We start from the raw sequence: 17335 nt of genomic DNA, 5'->3' as shown, positions 1-17335 counted from the left end.
AAAAGGTCGTTTTTGGCCTATTTTCTGGAAAACAGCCCAAAAACGAGAAGACCAGACAGGGACTGTCTGGTCTTCTCGTTTTTACTTCTTCTGCAGATTGGTCTCAAATAGTTTGAGAATGCGTGTGTATTCATCTGTCCAACTGGAGGGCTCTACAAATCCGTGGTCTTCTACGGGATAGACGGCCAACTCCCAATTGTCTTTACCCAACTCTATGAGGCGCTGCGTGAGCCGCACAATGTCCTGGAAATGCACATTGGTGTCTACCATGCCGTGGCACATGAGCAAGGCGCCTTTCAGACCTTCGGCATAGTAAATGGGCGAGCTTTTGGTATAGGCCAAACTGTCTGCCTGCGGCTCGTTTAAGATATTGGAGGTATAGCCGTGGTTGTAGTGAGACCAGTCTGTCACTGAACGGAGAGCCGCCCCGGCCGCAAACACGTCTGGCTGGGTGAACATGGCCATGAGCGTGATAAAGCCACCGTATGATCCTCCATAGATGCCAATGCGCTTAGGATCCACGTTGTACTTTTCTGCCAGCAGTTTGGCTCCGTCTACGTGGTCACTCAGGTCTTTTCCGCCCATATACCGGTAAATGCCCGTCCGCCAGTCGCGGCCGTAGCCGGCGCTGCCGCGGTAGTCAATATCCAGTACCGTATAGCCTTTGTCTGCCAATAGGTTGTGGAACATGTATTCTCTAAAGTAAGTGCTCCACCACTTGTGCGCGTTCTGCAGATAGCCGGCGCCGTGCACGAAGATGACGGCCGGGCCGTTTGAGACCCCGTTGGCCGGTTTGTACAGGCGCGCGTACACATCAGCGCCGTCAGCAGCTTTGTAGGTGATCACTTCCGGCTCCCGCCAAGGATAAGCTTTAAACTCTTCTGTGAGAGATTGGGTGATTTGCACAGGCTTGGCACCTGGTTTGTTTTCCATCAGGAACAGTTCCCATGGCTTGTTGGAGTAGGAATAACGCACGGCCAGCATCTTTTCATCTGGTGATAGGGTCACCTCGTGCGCTCCCGGCATGCGGGTGATTTGCTCCAACTTGCCGCCATTCAAAGGCATTCTGTAAAAGTGCTGTTCCCCTGGGTGCACCTGATTGGTGGTCAAATACCAGGTCTTTTGGTCCTTAGACATTTGCACCGCCAATACCTCATATTTGCCGCTGGTCAAGGCCGTTTTCTTTCCACTCTCCACATCCAGCGTATAGAGATGGGCATAGCCACTTTCCTCTGAGGTGAAATAAATGCGTTTGTTGTCTGGCATCCAATCAATCACACCGGGTCCATAGCCATTCACCCAGGCCTCATCGCGCTGACGGTCTAGCGTCTTCACGGTTCTGGTGGCAGGATCAAAAGAGGCAATCCAGCGGTCTTTGTTGTCAGCGGATCTGATCACCAGCACGCCGTGCTTTCCGTCCTGGGAATAATACGGCCCGAACATCATGACCTTACGTGCTGCTTCTGCTGAAGCTTTCTCCGCTTCTGCGTCGGGTTTCTGGGGTTGTTGCTGGTAGTTGGGTTTGTCCTGCAATCCTGTCAGCCCTCTGAAGGACACCAAATACGTAGTATCGCCTTTGATGTCATATACCCCCAACTCATAGGTGGCCTGGGCCGCGCCCACTTTGGTTCTGGTAGGAATGTCTTCTGTATACCCAGAGGCGGTCACAAAATTGGGAACCTGGGCTATCTTGCTGTTCGCGGGCCTTGCGACCAACCGATAGGTGACAAACCGCTCATCTGGGCTCAGGGTAATGTTGTCTACAAACTTGTCCTCGGTGTAGATTTCTTTGGGCCGGTTGCGCGCCATTTCGCGTTGTGCCTGCTGCTGTTGCTTGCGCTCCTCTTCCCGCTTCTGCACAATCTGCAACAAGTCCAGTTGCTGCTCGCGCAGGAAAAGCTCCTGCTTGTCACGGGTCTGCGAAGGGTCTATCGGTTTTCTGCCTCTCCTGAAATCCGTTAGCTGCTTTACCTGCCCGGTGCTTATGTTCCAGGTAAACAGGTTCCCTTCCCGCAGATACGCTATACGCTGCTCATCTGCCGTAAAAGACGGTGACGATTCTCTTTCTGTAGTGGCTGTGATCTGCCGGGCTTTCCCGGTTTTGGTGTCTAACAGGTACAGATCCCCGGCCTTCTCATAGACCCTTAGGTTCCTTTTTTGGTTATAGGTTCCACCCTGGGCAGGCATGGCCAGCTTGGCGGCTTTAGAAATCTTGGATATTTTCCTGGAGCCTACTTCCACCATGTACAGAGAGTCCTGCTTGGCCTTCTCTGGATTCCAGTTGAAATACACCACTTTGCTGTTCTCTGCCCATTGAATATTGCTGGGCGAGGTCCCGATCCACTGCGCAGGATCCCGCATGATTTTATCTACGGTCAGTTCTGGCTTCGTCTGGGCGAATGTAGGGCACAGAGGCAGAAGCAAGAGGGCGCTTACTGCCAACGCTGTTCTAATAAAACGCATTTTTAGGCTGTTTTGTGGGAAATAGGTCAAAAACGACATTACTTTAAAAATGCCGCCGGGTGCTTTTTATGGAAATCAGTCTGGTCTTGGTATGCCTTGGCAAAAGCCAGCAAATCGGCTTCGCCGAAAAGTTTTCCTATGAAAGTAATGGTGGTGGGCAGGTTTCTACTGTTAAACCCATTGGGTACCACCACGCACGGATGGCCGGTTAAATTAGTCACCACCAAGTTGCTGCTGGCAAAAGAGGGAGACACGTACACGTCTACCTGCTCCATCATTTTGTGCATCTCCTGAATCAACTGGTACCGCACGCGCTGGGCCTGTACATATTCCACCGCCGGAATAAACCGCGCGCTCCTGAACGTATTGGGCCAGGCGTTCTTATCCTGATTCACCATCTCGGCTACTTTGTTGTTTCGAGTAATTTCATCAAAAGCAGCGGCGCCTTCCACAGAAATAGTCATGACCAGGTCATTCACCGGTGTCTTAGGCAGTTCTATGGGAATGAGTTCATAGCCAGCTTTTATCAAGGCCTCCAGCGTAGCCTGATCCTGGGCCTTGGTAGGGTAGTTGCGCTCAAAATCTGATTTCAGGTAGCCAATCCTCAGCTTTTTCAGGTCTTGCTTGGCGTTGTAATTGAAGGGAGCGTCATACACCGTCTGGTCTTTCCCGTCTGGTCCGTAAATGGCGTTGAATACAATGGCGCAGTCTTCCACGGTTCTGGCAATGGGCCCTATCTTATCCATGGACCAACTCAAAGCCATAGCACCGTGTCTGCTTACGCGGCCATAGGAAGGGCGCAACCCGGTAGTCCCACAGGCATTGGAAGGAGACACAATAGAACCCAGGGTCTCAGTACCAATGGCAAAAGGCAACAAACCCGCTGCCACCGCTGAAGCCGAGCCCGCCGAGGAACCGCTGGAACCTCTGTTGACATCCCAGGGCGTTCTGGTTTTACCTCCGTACCAGACATCACCCATGGCGAGTTCACCTAAGGTCATTTTAGCCACCAAAACGGCTCCAGCTTCTCTCAATCTGGTCACTACGGTAGCATCTTCCTCCAATACCTGGTCTTTATAAGGAACAGATCCCCACGTGGTCTTATATCCTTTGGTGCTCAGCAAGTCTTTTACCCCGAAAGGTATCCCGTGCAGTAGCCCTTTGTATTTACCCGCTTTTATCTCACTGTCTGCCTGTCTGGCCTGTTGCAAAGCCAGTTCCTCGGTAAAAGAAGTCACACAATGCAGTTGCGGATTATAGCGCTTTAAACGGTCCAGGAAGAACTGAGTCAGCTCCAGAGACGTGATCTTTTTGTTTTTGAGCAGGTCCGCTAACTCTCTAACGGAATAGAAGGCCAATTCTTCCTTGTTAGCCGGCACACTCACTTTCCCAACGGACGAGGCTTTGAATTTCTCTCGCTCTTTTGCAAACTGGAAGCCCACCGGAATTGGGTTGAACTGCAAGGCCGGCGGCACGCTGTTCTCCAGCTTCACTTGCCGCAACCGAACATAGCCGTTCCGCAGATCGGTTAATTCAGCAAGGGCAGTATCTATTTGAGCCTCGGTAAAGGACAAGCCTAGAAGCTTCTGGGCATTCTGTACCATGGGGATGGTAATCTTCTCCATTTGCACCTGCCTCCCGAAGAGTGCGCCGGTGGTAAACAAAAGAAGCCCCAGGGTGCTATATAGTAAGGATTTCTTTAGCATATACTTTGAAAACTTGGATGATTCATTCCTTTAAAGATATAGGTATTTCGCATAAAAAAAGCGGGCGCTCCAGATGGGGCGCCCGCTTTTTTACATGTAATAAACCTTTGGCTTATTTAAAAGTGGCAGTTGCTGTTTTGTAGTTAAAGGCAACCTTCACTTTTTCATTTTCCTGCAACTCAAGCCCTAAGACCTTAGTTCTTCCATCAGCCGGTTTGATCATAGTGTATTTCACATAACCAAAGCTGCTGTTGGCTGGAATAATGTATTTACCACCGTTCGTCAACGTGAAGTCTGTACCTTCCACGGCATTATCTAGCAATAAGTTAGTGCCATTAGGGTCTGTAATCTTCTTGGCGTTAGGATCAACTTTGATAGTACCATTAATGGCTTCTGACTGGTGAGGCCCAATCAACTGTACTTTAAAGCTGTCTATTCTGGTGGCACCAGCAAGTGTAAAACTTTTTCTGTAAGCACTGGCTGGTGTAGAATCAAATTCTACTTGCAGAGGCCCATCATAAGACTCATCTTCTTCCTCAAAATCACAAGAGGTAAAGCCTATTGCTAATGCCAGTAATGAACCTAATATAAATTTATTTTTCATGAATCTTTCAATTAAAGAATTAATACCCTGGATTTTTAACAAGCTTAGGGTTAAGAGCCACCTGGTCTGCAGGAATTGGAGCCAAAACTCTAGGGTCAGTATATGGAATGGCCGCTGCCGCAACTTGTGGGTCTTTGGCAATGTCCAGACCACGACGCTTCAAGTCAAAGAAACGGTGACCTTCGTACACTAATTCCATACGACGCTCTACCAGGATAGCGTTGATCAACGCTGTCTTAGTAAGTGCCACTACTGGAGAAGCATCTCTCTTAGCGCGCAGGCCGTTCAATGTAGCCAAGCCAGCTACAGAAACTTCATCACCAGCGGCTAATTCTGCCTCTGCCTCTGCCTTGATTAAATGCACTTCAGAAAGACGGATCAAAGGAATGTTGTCTGTAAATACACCTTGGTTACCAGCAAATTTTCTATTGAATCTTACAGCTTCACCACTTTTTGTAGCAGTGTAGTACATAGCTCTACGCACATCATTTACCTCATATAGGTTGAACAAAGTGTTAGTAGGCACTATGTCTGCCCAAGCACCAGTAAATACATTGGTGGTCAATGAGTTTAATGACTCATTCGCACCCAAGGTTTCTGTAGCCTGTACATAGTTCAATTCAAACAGGGACTCTGGATTTGGCAAAGTAGTCCAGGCAGCGGCGTAGTTAGCAGCAGCTACCAGACCTTTACCACGAGCAGCAGCTGTAGCAATTGCTGTGTTAGAATAATCAAGTGCTTGTTGCCACTTAGACTGGTACAAAGAAACACGAGCCATCAAAGCCTCAGCAGCAGCCTTATTTGCTCTATACCAGCTAGTCTGGTTAGAAGTGGTAAAGCCAGCAATAGCTTCTGTCAAATCTTTTTCAATTTGAGCATACACCTGAACATTGGTAGCTCTTGCCATGAAGTCAGCTTCATCTTTGGTATCAACTGGCTCTAAGCGCAGCACAACACCAGCATTGAATCCCCCTACTTCTTTACCAGGCTCATAGCTATAGGTTCTTAGCAAATCATGGTAGAAAAGTGCTCTCAAGAATTTAGCCTCAGCTCCTATTCTGGCTTTCTCAGCCGCAGTAACAGCTGGATCAGTAATGTTTCCAAGAGCACCTAAGATAAGGTTCACATCATTAATGGCACCATAGTTACCTGCCCACCGGTTCAACTGGGTTCCAAAAGTATTGCTTTGAAAGCCTGTATAACGGTTTGAGTTAGAAGAGGTCTGACGTAGGTTATCTGCCATCACGTCTGGAGCCAACATCATTTGAGCACCGTAATAGGTATTCACCTGCATACGGTCATACACACCAATCAATAGTGCTCTGATACCCGTAATGTTTTCTAATCCGGTTTCAAGAGAAATTGATTGTTTGGGTGCGGTGTCTAAAAGGTCATCGCAGGAACTAACAGAAAGCACAGTGGCCCCCATTAGAACAGCAACCATATATTTTTTTAACATAATACTTCAAAAATTAGAATTAGAAACTAACTGTGATACCGCCAGTGTATTGTTTTGCTTGAGGGTATGTACCAATCTCATTGTACAACAATTCTGGGTCTAAGCCTGAGTAACCAGTCCAAGTGGCTAAGTTCAAGCCTTGAACAAACACACGCACGTTAGACAGTTTTACACGAGATATCAGAGACTCTGGCAAGCTGTACCCTAAGGTAACCTGCTTCAAGCGGATGTAAGAGTTGTCCTCTACCTGCTTAGTGGTAAAGTTCAAGATACCGTTTGTGTTAGGCTCAGTTCCTGAGTATGGTCTTGGAACGTCTGTGATTTGACCTGGAGTAGTCCATCTTTCAGTGTACTGGTCTCTAGTCTGGTTGTAAGTAGTAGTAGCTGAGTTAGACATGAAATAGGCGTTGTTGTTCAATGTGCTGCTACCAAAAGAACCTTGGAAGAATACATCTAATGACAAGCCTTTGTAAGAGAAGGAGTTGTTGAAACCGCCAAACGTCTTAGGCAAGTACTGGCCAACTACTTTAGAATCACGTGCCTTAAGAGTATAGGTAATGTTACCTAATGAGTCATAGTACATTGGACGACCATCTGCAGGGTTTACACCAGCATACTCTGGGTACCACAAGATGTCAATTGGCTGACCAACACGAAGGGTGTTACCAATTTTTTGCTGACCATCAATCAATTCTAAAATCTCATTTCTCTGGAACGTCACGTTGAACATAGTTTTCCAAGTGAAATCACCAGCATCAACATTGATTGTGTTTAGTTCAATCTCTACACCTTCGTTCAACACTACACCCACGTTTTCAGTTACTAAACCAAAACCAGTATCAGTTGGCAATGGTCTATCTAACAATAAACGCTCGTTCTTTCTTCTGTACACATCAACGGCACCGCTAACACGGCTATTGAAGAATGACCAGTCTAAACCTAAGTTAATGGTTTTAGCTTCTTCCCAAGTAAGGTCTGGGTTTGGCAATTGAGAAGGACGGATACCTGAAGTACCAACATAGTTAGGACCGCTACCCAATAAACCAAGAGAAGCAAAGTTTCCGATTTGTGAGTTACCAGTCACACCGTAGCTTAAACGAAGCTTCAAGTTATCTAGGTAAGTAGCGTCAGCTAAGAAAGCTTCTTTGTTCAAAGCCCAGGCAACTGCACCTGCATAGAACAAACCAAAACGGTTGTTGGCACCAAACTTAGAAGAACCATCATAACGCAGGGTACCGCTCAAGAAATATTTTCCATCAAGATCATATTTCAGGTTGGTGAAAACACCGCCCATTTTGTAAGTAGTATAAGTACCGCTTACAGATTTAGGGTTGGCAGCAGAGGCTAAGGTTTGGAACTGACCACTTGGAAAACCTTCACCTTGAGCAGTAGAAGTTTCTCTTTCTTCTTCACGGTACTCGGCACCAACTAACGCAGAGAAGTTATGCAGCTCAGCAAACGTTTTGTTGTAGTTCAAAGTAACGTTGGTATTCCAGTTCAATGTACGACGGTTGATGTTAGTAGCTTGGCCACCAATTGCCGCAAACTGAGGAATGTCAGCCGGACGATAGTTATCATCTTGAGAATCTGCAAAGTCTAAACCAGCCAAGGCGCTCAAGAAAATACCTGGAGCAACTTTATAAACCGTTTTAAAGCTAGATACCGTTTGGTTAGTAACGTTCTGACGCAGCTCTAACAAGGTGTTTTGAACAACGTTATAAGAGAAAGCACCCACTAACGGAGCATTGTAAGAACCATCCTCTCTATAGATAGGCTGGTTAGGCAAGATCAACGGAGCAGCAAACTGAGGGCTGTTGATAGAAGCACCATCAGCAATGTTACCGTTCTGAGTAAGGTGAGACAAACTTACGTTTGCCAAGAAAGACAACTTATCACTTACTTTGTGATCTAAGTTCAAACGGGCAGTAGCACGCTCAAAATCAGACTTCAAGATTTGACCTTCTTGTTTGTTGTAAGAAGCAGATAACAAAAATCTGGTTTTCTCATCACCACCATTGGCAGAGAAGTCATACGTGCGCAGTCTCCCTTTGCGGTAGATAGCATCTTGCCAGTCTGTGTTCTGTACAGTAGCAGGATCACCGTGAGCCGCAATAGCCAGGTTGCGGGTATACGTACGAGTATCTTGTACCGGGTTAGTAGGAACGGTTGGACCGTATACATCAAAGTACTGGTTGTACAAGGCCTCAATTCTCATTTCTGCAAACTCAGCAGCAGTTGTTACGTCTAACTTCTTAATTCTTTCAACTACACCTTCTTGCGCAGAGATAGTGAATTTGGTCTTTCCAGACTTACCACGCTTGGTTGTAATCAAAACAACACCGTTGGCAGCTTGGGCACCGTAGATAGAAGCAGCAGCCGCATCTTTCAACACTTCCATTGACTCAATGTCATTAGGGTTGATAGACGCAAGGGCGTTAGAAGAAGCCTGGCCAGAAGTTGCACCATTAGCTACCATTACACCATCCACAATGTACAATGGATCATTACCAGCGTTGATGGAACCTTGACCACGCACACGCACGGTAAGCGCACCACCCGGCTGACCACTTTGCGCAGTTACCTGCACACCAGCAGCTCTACCCTGCAGCGCTCTGTCAAAGCTTTGCATTGGCAAGTTCTCAATAGTGGCACCGCTTACTTTGGCAGTTGAACCAGCTGGCTCAATTTTTTCCTGCACACCGTAACCAGTAATCACGATTTCAGAAATCTGACGAGCATCAGATCCTAATTTCACATTCACAGTTGATTGGGTACCCACCGCAATTTCTTGCTTGGCATAACCAATAAACGAAAACACAAGGGTACCACCGTTAGATGGCACACTGATTTCATAGCCACCGTTTACATCTGTTGGAGACGCAGTGGTGGTTCCTTTGAGTTGTACTGTTACACCAGGCATTCCCTCTCCTGTTTGTGCATCAGTCACTCGTCCTGTTACAGTCCGATTCTGGGCCCACGCTTGCGTCACAAGCGCTAACACAAAAACGAAGCTGAATAGTAAAGCTTTCTTCATGTGGTTTTTGGTTTGTTTGTAGAGTTTATTCTTTTGTAACCAAATATAACCACCAACTCAACTTTAACAAATCGTTAACAAAGAATATTTCTTAAAAAAGCCAACCTATTTTACGCATTACTCGTTTAAGGCAATTATTCTCAGGAATAATATAATCTCTGTATATACTTAAATATTTGACTATTAGAAGACAACCCGATTAAGAGAAAGGAATATTCTACTTTAAAAGAAGGTAAAGTGTAGGCAGTTTTTACCAATGAGTCTAAACCTCCTCCATTTTGTAGGCTAATCTGCTAAACCTTATGCATAGCTCTACACCAACCCGTGCACCCCGGCAAACCGTTGCCCCAAAATATCAGCATCATTTGCTTTAAGCCAATCTCTCAGAATCACGGCGTACAAATCCCTGAAATCAATAGAATAGCGGAGGTCTCCATTGTCTAGGGTGTCTAAATTAGGAGCGCCGTTATAAAAGCCTTTCTTCTGTAAGTTTCCGCCCAATAAAAAGACGTTGTTGGCCGTGCCGTGGTCAGTGCCGTTGCTGGCGTTCTGTTGTACCCGCCGTCCGAACTCTGAGAACACAAAAATGAGCGTGTTGTCAAACTGATGGTGTTGCTTCAAGTCCTGCACCAAGGCATAAAGGGCATCTGATACGTCGCCTAAAAGCCGGGCCTGTTGTCTGGCTTGGTTCACATGGGTGTCAAAGCCAGAAAGTGAGGCATAAAACACCCTGGAAGGCACGCCAGAATTGATGAGTTCTGCCGTAGTCTTCAAATGCCGGCCAATCTCCGTAGAAGGGTACTCAACGGTTGTTTTATAGGTCTTGGTAGTGGCATATAGATAGTCTGCAGATGCCTGAGTCTCCACCAGGGTCTTGTACAGATAATCTACATGGTGGTCCTCATGGGTGGCAGGGCTTTGGTAGCCTTTCTGGAAAGCTTCCAGCAGCGGACTTTGCGCACTGGCGTAGAACTTGCGAGTATTCTGCAGCGCCAAAGCCTTTTGATGAACACCTTTCATGGCCAGGCTCAGCGTGTCATCTACTTCAATGGCAGCATAGGGGCAATCTGCTCCTGAACAGGAAGCGTCCAGGTAACGGCCTAACCAACCCGTGTTCAAATACTCCGTTGCGCTACTCCCCGTTTGCCAAATATCCATGGACCTGAAATGCGACCTGTCTGGATTGGGATACCCTACATTATTCACGATGGACAAGTAGCCCTGGTCATATAACTCCCGCATCTTCGTCATGGCCGGGTGCAGCCCCAGGTCAACCTCTTTGCCTAAGGTGAGAAGTTGGTTCTTGGGCAGGGCCAAGGCTGGGCGTGCCTTATAGTAAAGACCATCCTCAAAAGGCACCACGGTGTTAAGGCCGTCGTTGCCGCCGCTTAGCTGCAGCACAATCAGGCGCCTGCCGTTGGAGTTGGGCAGCAGGGACAAATGCTCCTGCCCCATGCCATGCAAAAACTTGGGCACAAAGAGCATAGCAGACGCCAAGGTAGAATGTTTAAGAAAGTCTCTTCTGGAAGTAACCATGGGTGGGTCTGCTTGGGGTTAGCACAATTGATATTCGGGTAGGGAGAGGATGGCGGCGGTGAGGGCAAGCAGCTGCTGGTCTTGCGGCAGTGACCCATTCATGCGTTGTAACAAGTCTACATTCTGCGCCCGAAGCGGCACCTGCAACAAGTGCTGGGCCAAAACCTGGGGCACAGCCTCTGTGGCCACGCCGTTGACCAGACGCTGCAAACCCTGCAGGTTGACGGTTGCCTGCATCTTCTGCACTACTCCCCGCTCCAGATGGGCCTGGTTAGGCTGCAGGTCATCGTCTCCTTTTAGTTGTATTGCAGAAGATGCCCCGTACAGCAACCACTGCGGCAGTTTTAAGCGATAGTTGAGCGAGGAGGAGTCAATCCAGCTTCGGCCGTGAGGCCAGCCGCTCACGTTAGGAGGCAGCAGCAGCACCTGTCCCAGCGCCCGCTGTATGAATACCAAGGCAGCATCGTCTTCAAACTCCACATGCAGGGTGCGCATGAGCCCCACCAAAAGCTCAACCGGAGATTTAATCTTACTCCCGATGTTGGCCTTAGCATAAAAACTCTCAGAGGAAAACATAGCCTGCAGAAGGCGCGAGATGTCATAGTTAGACTCGTAAAAGGCATTTGCCAAAGTTGCCACCTCGGCCTCTGGCACCTGTTCATTCACAAAGAAGGCGTAAAGCTTACGGGTGAGAAACGTAGCGGTCTGGCGCTTTTCCAGAATCATGTTCAGGATGTCTTCGCCCGTGTACTGGCCGGTCTTGCCAAAGAAGGTCTTCTCCTCAAAATCATGCTGGCGCTCTCTGAAGACGTAATTCCCTGCTGGATTGAATCCCCAGCCGGTAAAGGCCCTCGCGGCGTTCTTAATGTCCTGCTCTGTGTATTGCCCCCTCCCCAGCGTAAACAGCTCCATCACCTCGCGGGCGAAGTTCTCATTGGGTTGCTTTTTACGGTTTTGCTGGTTGTTCAGAAACTGGAGCATGGCCGGGTCTTGGGCCACAGCCAACAGCAGGTCCCCAAATTTGCCCAAGGCGTGCGTGCGCAAAGTATTAATCTGGTTCTGGGCAAAGTCAGGGCGCTGGGTGCGGCAGGCAAAGTGGCCGTGCCAGAAGAAGGTCATCTTCTCACGCAGTTGCTCGGGAGAAGTGGCCATCTTATAACACCAAGCCGTATTGATGTGCAGTAGTTCTTGCCGCCGAAGCTGCATAAGTGATTTTCGGTCCTGGGTTTCCTGCTGGCTTCCCATGCCGTCTTTCCCCTGCCGGCTCTGGAGGGGCACTGCCAACGGCACCACCTGCTTAGAAGCTTGCTGCAGTTGGGCATATACTTTTTCTGAGTTCCTGGGCGAAGCCTGTAGTTGCGTAGGGGTGGGCCCAAATCCCGCCCGCCACAATACATGCTGCACCTCTTTCGTCTCTCCCATGCGTAGGATCTGTTTTCTTTCTTTGATGCTGAAAAAGACAAGAAGTTAAACCTCCCCCTGAAATTAACAGTCCCGCATCACCACCAATACCTGTACGCTTAGCATTTCATCAGGAGTAAACATAGTGCCCATAAAACAGCGGCGCCTCTCCCAAATACATCAGGAGAGGCGCCGCTAGCAAGTCGTTTTTGGCTTATTTTCTGGAAAACAGGCTAAAAACGTAATTTCTTAGTTCCAACCAAGGCCAATGCCGGCCATGGCGGTGGAGTATTTAGCAAGCGTGTATTCGCCGTAAATGGAGAAGAAGGCCAGCTTTAACCGTAAACCGGCAGTACCTCCCACTTGGGCGTCTTTCATGTTCACCAAGATAGGATCCACCACGTCATCTACGTATTTGTTGTACGGTGCAGTGGTTCTGTAGGCTACCACGGGGTATTTGCCCACGGCATTCAGATCGGTTTCAACGTTGCTGTATCTAATGCCGGCGTAGCCTGTGATTACGCTAATGGTTTTAGATGCCACCAGACTGGCCGTCCAGGCTTTGGTTTTCAGTTCCAGGGCCTGCCCGTCATAATAGGTAGCACTCTTTTGCTGAGCGGTAGCGTACATTTGGTTGTCATCCGTCAAAGGCACGTCCAATCCATACGAGGTAGACAAGTTGGTATATCCGCCGAAGACGGTGATGTCAAATCCTGGAATAGAGGCCAACACCGGAATCCATTGTTTGAGGCCGTGCTTTACGCCCACACCCCAAAGGCTTCCGGTAAAATCATCGGCTTTTATTTCTGGGACAAAGCGCACGGCAATCTCAGTGTCTTTGATCAAGCCCACGCTCACCTGCGCCATCGGGAAGGGCAGTACGTCATACCCAGCCCCCGGAGGCGAGTTAAACGACACCACTTCCTCTTCCTGGTTGGTTAAAGGATTGCGGGTGTACACAGTCAGGTCAGGTCCTTCTTTGTCCTCGCCAAACACGGTAGGCACCATCACGGGTTTGTTGGGGTCAAAGGTAGAACCGTTGGAAGTTCTGATCTGCTTTAAGCCCAGCTTGGAAATATCAAAGGTTTTGGCGTCATCTGGGGCAAACACCGCCGAGGCGTAAATTCTGACGTCAAACCGGCCCAGGCCCATGGCCTTGCCCGAGTTGAACCAACCGCTGTTAAGGTTGTGGCCCAACGCGATTCCGGCGGGTTCTGCATAGGCTTTCACCAGCTTAGTGGCATCTTCCTTCCCCGCTCTAATAAATTCCCCTACTTCTTCTTGAGCGTGCGCTGCCGGTGCAGCCAACAACAAGGCAAGTGCAGGCAGTGCCCAGAAAGACAGTCTTTGTAGAGATCTTTTTAACATACGTGTAGATTAAGGTCTTATGAAATGTTTGGCAGCTAGGGGATTCTGCCACGCTAACTTCTATAATTTCTTGATATTATCAAATAGCCTGCACAGGATTACCTACTTATAGGTATAGTTTTGGCGTAATTCCTGAAAAATAGGCTAAAATCGGCTAGCCCCAAAAGGTGTCATAAGCGAACTTGAGGATGATGCCCGTCACTACCACCAGAAACAGTTTGCGCACAAACCCGCTGCCCCGGGCCAGCGCAATCCTGGTGCCCACCATGGAACCTGCCACACTGCTAATGGCCATGGGAATACCCACATGAAACATGATGAATCCCTTGTAGCCGAAATACAGCAAGGCAGAAAGATTGGTGGCCACGTTCACTACTTTGGCAGAGGCTGAGGCCGCCAGAAAGTTAAACCCGAACAATCCCACGAACACGAACATGAGAAAGCTGCCCGTACCCGGCCCGAAGAAACCGTCATAGAAACCAATCACCAGGCCCACGCCCATGCCGTACCACACCTCTTTGGCCGGCGCCAGGCGCGGCGCATGAATGGCACCAAAGTCTTTTCTAAAGAAGGTATACAAGGCCACGGCCACCAGCAAAACCAGAATCAAAGGCCTGAGCATTTCCTTGTCAAAGTGACTCACGGCGCGGGCACCCAGAAAGGAGAACACAAACGCCGCTGCGGCTGCGGGCAGAACGGCCTTCCAGTTGATTTCTACGTTTCTGGAGAAACGCCAGAGCGAGACCGAGGTTCCCGCAATGCTGGACAACTTGCCCGTGCCAAACAAGGCCGGAATGGGCGCCGAGGGCAGAAACACAAACAGCGCCGGCAACTGGATCAGGCCACCGCCACCCACTACAGAATCAATCAAGCCTGCCAGAAACGCGAACAGACACAGGTACAGAATCTCCACGAGAACAAATAGATAAGGCCCCGTACAGAGCCAGTTTTCTGCAAAGATTCAACAAAAGCGCGGGCTTGCCAAAAGTGGTTTTTGCCGAGGTTCGTTTTTGGCTTGTTTTCTGGAAAATAGCCTAAAAACGACCACCCACCACCGTCGTTTCCTTCAGGACTTCCTTGTCGCCGTTGAGGTTGAACAGTTCTACCAGCACAATGTAATAGCCCACGGCGGCTTTGGTTCCTTTATCGGTGAGGCCGTCCCACTGCACCAGATTCTCCTGCCCGGCCAGCTGGTTTCCCGCCAGCGTCCGAACTTTCCTTCCGGAGGCATCATACACGGTCACATGAGCCACGCTACCTGGCGCCACGCCCTGAAAATGCAGCAACAGCACATCTTCCACGCCATCACCGTCCGGAGTGAATACCTTGGGCGTGAGCGTGAGTTTCTGGTTTAGCTGCGCGGCCGTCTGCGATTGAGAATTCAGGTAGCCCGGTGTAGCTTTTATGTATGTTGCCGCAGAATGGAAATTAGCCGCCGTAGAAGGCCCCGTTAACTGAAGACGCTCCAAAGAAATGCCTTCAGGGTTCTTAATCAGTTTGAAATGATACGCTGCGTTATAGGCCACTTCATCCATGATGGTTTTGTCTGGCAGCAGCAAGACCACGTTGCCAGCATCGTCATTATAGGAGGGCAGAGAGGACAGTTGCAGGAAGCTTTCTGGTTTGCTATTCGGGTATTGTTCTTTCAGTACCTTCGCATCTGACGTAAGAACCAGATAACCGCCCGGAGCCAGAAGCAAAGGCTGGGTACTGATGGTTTTAATGGTGCCCAGTTCCCCTTTCTCGCGGTTGGCCAGTTGCCAGTTCTGCAGATTCAGGTATTTGTTTGTTCTGTTGACCAGTTCCACAAAATCTACGCCGCCGGTGCTGGGATTGAACAAGATTTCATTGATGACCACGTCTCCTTTCTGCGCCACCGCCGGCAACACCAAAGAGGCCGTCTGCTGAGTAGTGGCCCTGTTCCCGCTACAATCCTGCACACCCTGCGCCGTAACCGTGTATTTTAGGTTTTCGCGCAAAGGAGCCTGCAAGGTCAACTCCACCTCAAAAGAAGAAGGCAACACCCGCACATGCGTAACGGTCACGTCCGGCGATATTTGATAAACCGATAGGACAGAGGCGGTCAGGCTGTCTAGGGGTTCATCAAAGCGGAGCACTACCTTGTCTGGCGCGGTGGTAGTTGCTTGTACTAGCTGTGGCGCGGTCACGTCTTTCCCTTGCACCGAGTTTACTTTTCCCGGAGTTCCGCCTCTGGGGTCTTCAGAGGCTTTCCAGGCGGCCGCTCCCTTACAGCTGGTGTTTACGTCTACCAGTTCCAAAGTCCAGCCTCCCTCCTTCTTTTGCGTGTCACGGTACCAGGCGTTTGTATAAACCACCTTGTCTATGAGTTGTCCTTGCACATTGAAGAGTTCTACCTCATCCCCGCTGTCATTCAAAGATGGAAAACTGGGTAATCCCACCACTTCGCCAAATGGTTTGTACAAAGCCGTGTCTGCCGCGGCGCAGACAATCACATATGACCCAGGCTTTAGGAGATAACTTGGGAAGCTCGCCGAGTTGGTAGTTGCGTCTGAGTATGTCCAGCCCTGCAGGTTAAAGGTTTTATCGCTTAAGTTATGAATCTCAAAGAACTCTGCCGCAGGTAAGTCTTGCAAAGGGTTCAAATCAGCATATATCTCGGTAATACGCACCTCACCGGATTGCGCGATGGGGCTGTAGTCAAAAGTAGTCTGCAGATTTCTGGCGGTGTTGCCTTGCAGGTCTCTTATCTCTGCAATCTGTAAGCGGTTAGTACCAGTAGCAAAGTCTGATGCAAACGTCAAGCGGAGCGTACTTGGATCTACTAATTCAACAGTGTTGGGCTGTACCCCTCCGTTCAAGAGATAGTTCTGCAGATTTTGTGCCGAGGCCGCGGTGATAGGCTCAGAGAATTTTATTTCTACTGACCTTGCGCCGGCCACTTTCATTTCCAGGATGGCAGGTGCGCTGATGTCCTTGATAAGAAAATCATCGAAGAAGAACTTCTGGGCGTTGGCCTGGCTGTAAGTGAACCGCACGCCGGTAAAGGCAGACGTGGGATAGCGGGCGTCTTGGGCCGTTCCCTGGCTCACGAAGTTCTGGCCGGTAGCACCCATGTCTACTTCCAGATTCCAGACAGAGGCCTCAGTTCTGGTCACGCGCACGCGCAGCAGGTTGTTGGTAGTGGCAACGGTTTTATCTGGACCGTTGATGATGCGAACGGCCGTGGCACCATCTTTCCGGTAGAGGCTCACTTCATCCTCGGTGCCGCCAATGCGCACAAAATAGCCTTGGTGCGCGCCTTTCAGGTCTTGGTTGTCTGAGGTGAGATGAACCTCGGCGTAGTTGCCTGAGGAGGTAGCGAAGGCCAGTTGCAGGTAGAACTCCCATTGCGCGCCCACGGCCAGCGTATTGGGTGTCATGAGTTGCAGGGTGGTGCCCGTCACGGCGGGGCCTTTGCTTTGCAATTGCTTGGCGGCGTTCACTTGAAAAGAAGCCACATCTCCCGTCCAGGCAGGATTCTGTGTAAAGTCACCGTCTGCAAATGTCTCTAAAAACTGGGCGCTAGCGGTACCGCAGAGGGCAAACAGTAGCAATATCAAAAGAAAGAGTTGCCGCATAGAATGACCATACTTTAAAAGTGCGCAAAAGTTGGTTTCTTTGCGGTAGAGAAATTTCCGTTTTCTGCCTGATTCTCAGAAAACAAGCCAAAAACGGAAATCAGCTCAGGCGTGTGGCCCCAACTCAAAAGCTAAAGCCCATGACCGACATTCATTTTTTTTAAG

10 protein-coding genes are annotated in these 17335 nt (G+C 49.2%); all 10 read right to left on the bottom strand.

Features of this window, described 5'->3' with window-relative positions; translation table 11 throughout:
- Positions 1-81 precede the first annotated feature (81 nt).
- The 10 genes from GU926_RS14940 to GU926_RS14895 all read right to left on the bottom strand — a co-directional run bounded on the left by GU926_RS14940 (position 82) and on the right by GU926_RS14895 (position 17170).
- Positions 82-2463 (bottom strand): S9 family peptidase, encoded by a 2382-nt coding sequence (locus GU926_RS14940; RefSeq protein ID WP_160693281.1) that lies wholly within the window; start codon positions 2461-2463, stop codon positions 82-84.
- Positions 2464-2501: 38 nt separating this feature from the next.
- Positions 2502-4169 carry an amidase gene (locus tag GU926_RS14935; protein ID WP_160693279.1) on the bottom strand — a complete coding sequence of 556 codons (1668 nt, stop codon included), beginning with the start codon at positions 4167-4169 and terminating at the stop codon, positions 2502-2504.
- A gap of 112 nt (positions 4170-4281) precedes the next feature.
- A complete protein-coding gene (locus GU926_RS14930; protein WP_160693277.1) occupies positions 4282-4773 on the bottom strand; it encodes a hypothetical protein in 492 nt (163 codons plus the stop codon).
- A 19-nt stretch (positions 4774-4792) separates the two neighbouring features.
- Complete coding sequence (locus GU926_RS14925) at positions 4793-6232, bottom strand: RagB/SusD family nutrient uptake outer membrane protein (RefSeq protein ID WP_160693275.1); 1440 nt, start codon at positions 6230-6232, stop codon at positions 4793-4795.
- A 19-nt stretch (positions 6233-6251) separates the two neighbouring features.
- Positions 6252-9266: a SusC/RagA family TonB-linked outer membrane protein gene (locus tag GU926_RS14920; RefSeq protein ID WP_160693273.1), complete on the bottom strand. Its 3015-nt coding sequence runs from the start codon at positions 9264-9266 to the stop codon at positions 6252-6254.
- Positions 9267-9578: 312 nt separating this feature from the next.
- On the bottom strand, positions 9579-10802 hold the full coding sequence (locus GU926_RS14915) for a DUF1501 domain-containing protein (protein ID WP_160693271.1): 1224 nt from the start codon (positions 10800-10802) through the stop codon (positions 9579-9581).
- An 18-nt stretch (positions 10803-10820) separates the two neighbouring features.
- Positions 10821-12224, bottom strand: a complete 1404-nt coding sequence (locus tag GU926_RS14910) for a DUF1800 domain-containing protein (protein ID WP_160693269.1) — start codon at positions 12222-12224, stop codon at positions 10821-10823.
- Positions 12225-12452: 228 nt separating this feature from the next.
- Complete coding sequence (locus GU926_RS14905; RefSeq protein WP_160693267.1) at positions 12453-13571, bottom strand: DUF6588 family protein; 1119 nt, start codon at positions 13569-13571, stop codon at positions 12453-12455.
- A 154-nt stretch (positions 13572-13725) separates the two neighbouring features.
- Positions 13726-14484: a sulfite exporter TauE/SafE family protein gene (locus GU926_RS14900; protein ID WP_232058350.1), complete on the bottom strand. Its 759-nt coding sequence runs from the start codon at positions 14482-14484 to the stop codon at positions 13726-13728.
- A 121-nt stretch (positions 14485-14605) separates the two neighbouring features.
- A complete protein-coding gene (locus GU926_RS14895; protein ID WP_160693265.1) occupies positions 14606-17170 on the bottom strand; it encodes a lamin tail domain-containing protein in 2565 nt (854 codons plus the stop codon).
- Positions 17171-17335 lie beyond the last annotated feature (165 nt).

It is taken from the genome of Nibribacter ruber, from assembly GCF_009913235.1.
GTDB lineage: Bacteria > Bacteroidota > Bacteroidia > Cytophagales > Hymenobacteraceae > Nibribacter > Nibribacter ruber.
Note: the sequence above shows the minus strand (reverse complement) of the source record. Positions and strands in the feature narration are given on the sequence as shown.

Coding starts and splice junctions, on each gene's coding strand:
- GU926_RS14940 (WP_160693281.1), bottom strand. CDS start 2,463: ATGCGTTTTATTAGAACAGCGTTGGCAGTAAGCGCCCTCTTGCTTCTG.
- GU926_RS14935 (WP_160693279.1), bottom strand. CDS start 4,169: ATGCTAAAGAAATCCTTACTATATAGCACCCTGGGGCTTCTTTTGTTT.
- GU926_RS14930 (WP_160693277.1), bottom strand. CDS start 4,773: ATGAAAAATAAATTTATATTAGGTTCATTACTGGCATTAGCAATAGGC.
- GU926_RS14925 (WP_160693275.1), bottom strand. CDS start 6,232: ATGTTAAAAAAATATATGGTTGCTGTTCTAATGGGGGCCACTGTGCTT.
- GU926_RS14920 (WP_160693273.1), bottom strand. CDS start 9,266: ATGAAGAAAGCTTTACTATTCAGCTTCGTTTTTGTGTTAGCGCTTGTG.
- GU926_RS14915 (WP_160693271.1), bottom strand. CDS start 10,802: ATGGTTACTTCCAGAAGAGACTTTCTTAAACATTCTACCTTGGCGTCT.
- GU926_RS14910 (WP_160693269.1), bottom strand. CDS start 12,224: ATGGGAGAGACGAAAGAGGTGCAGCATGTATTGTGGCGGGCGGGATTT.
- GU926_RS14905 (WP_160693267.1), bottom strand. CDS start 13,571: ATGTTAAAAAGATCTCTACAAAGACTGTCTTTCTGGGCACTGCCTGCA.
- GU926_RS14895 (WP_160693265.1), bottom strand. CDS start 17,170: ATGCGGCAACTCTTTCTTTTGATATTGCTACTGTTTGCCCTCTGCGGT.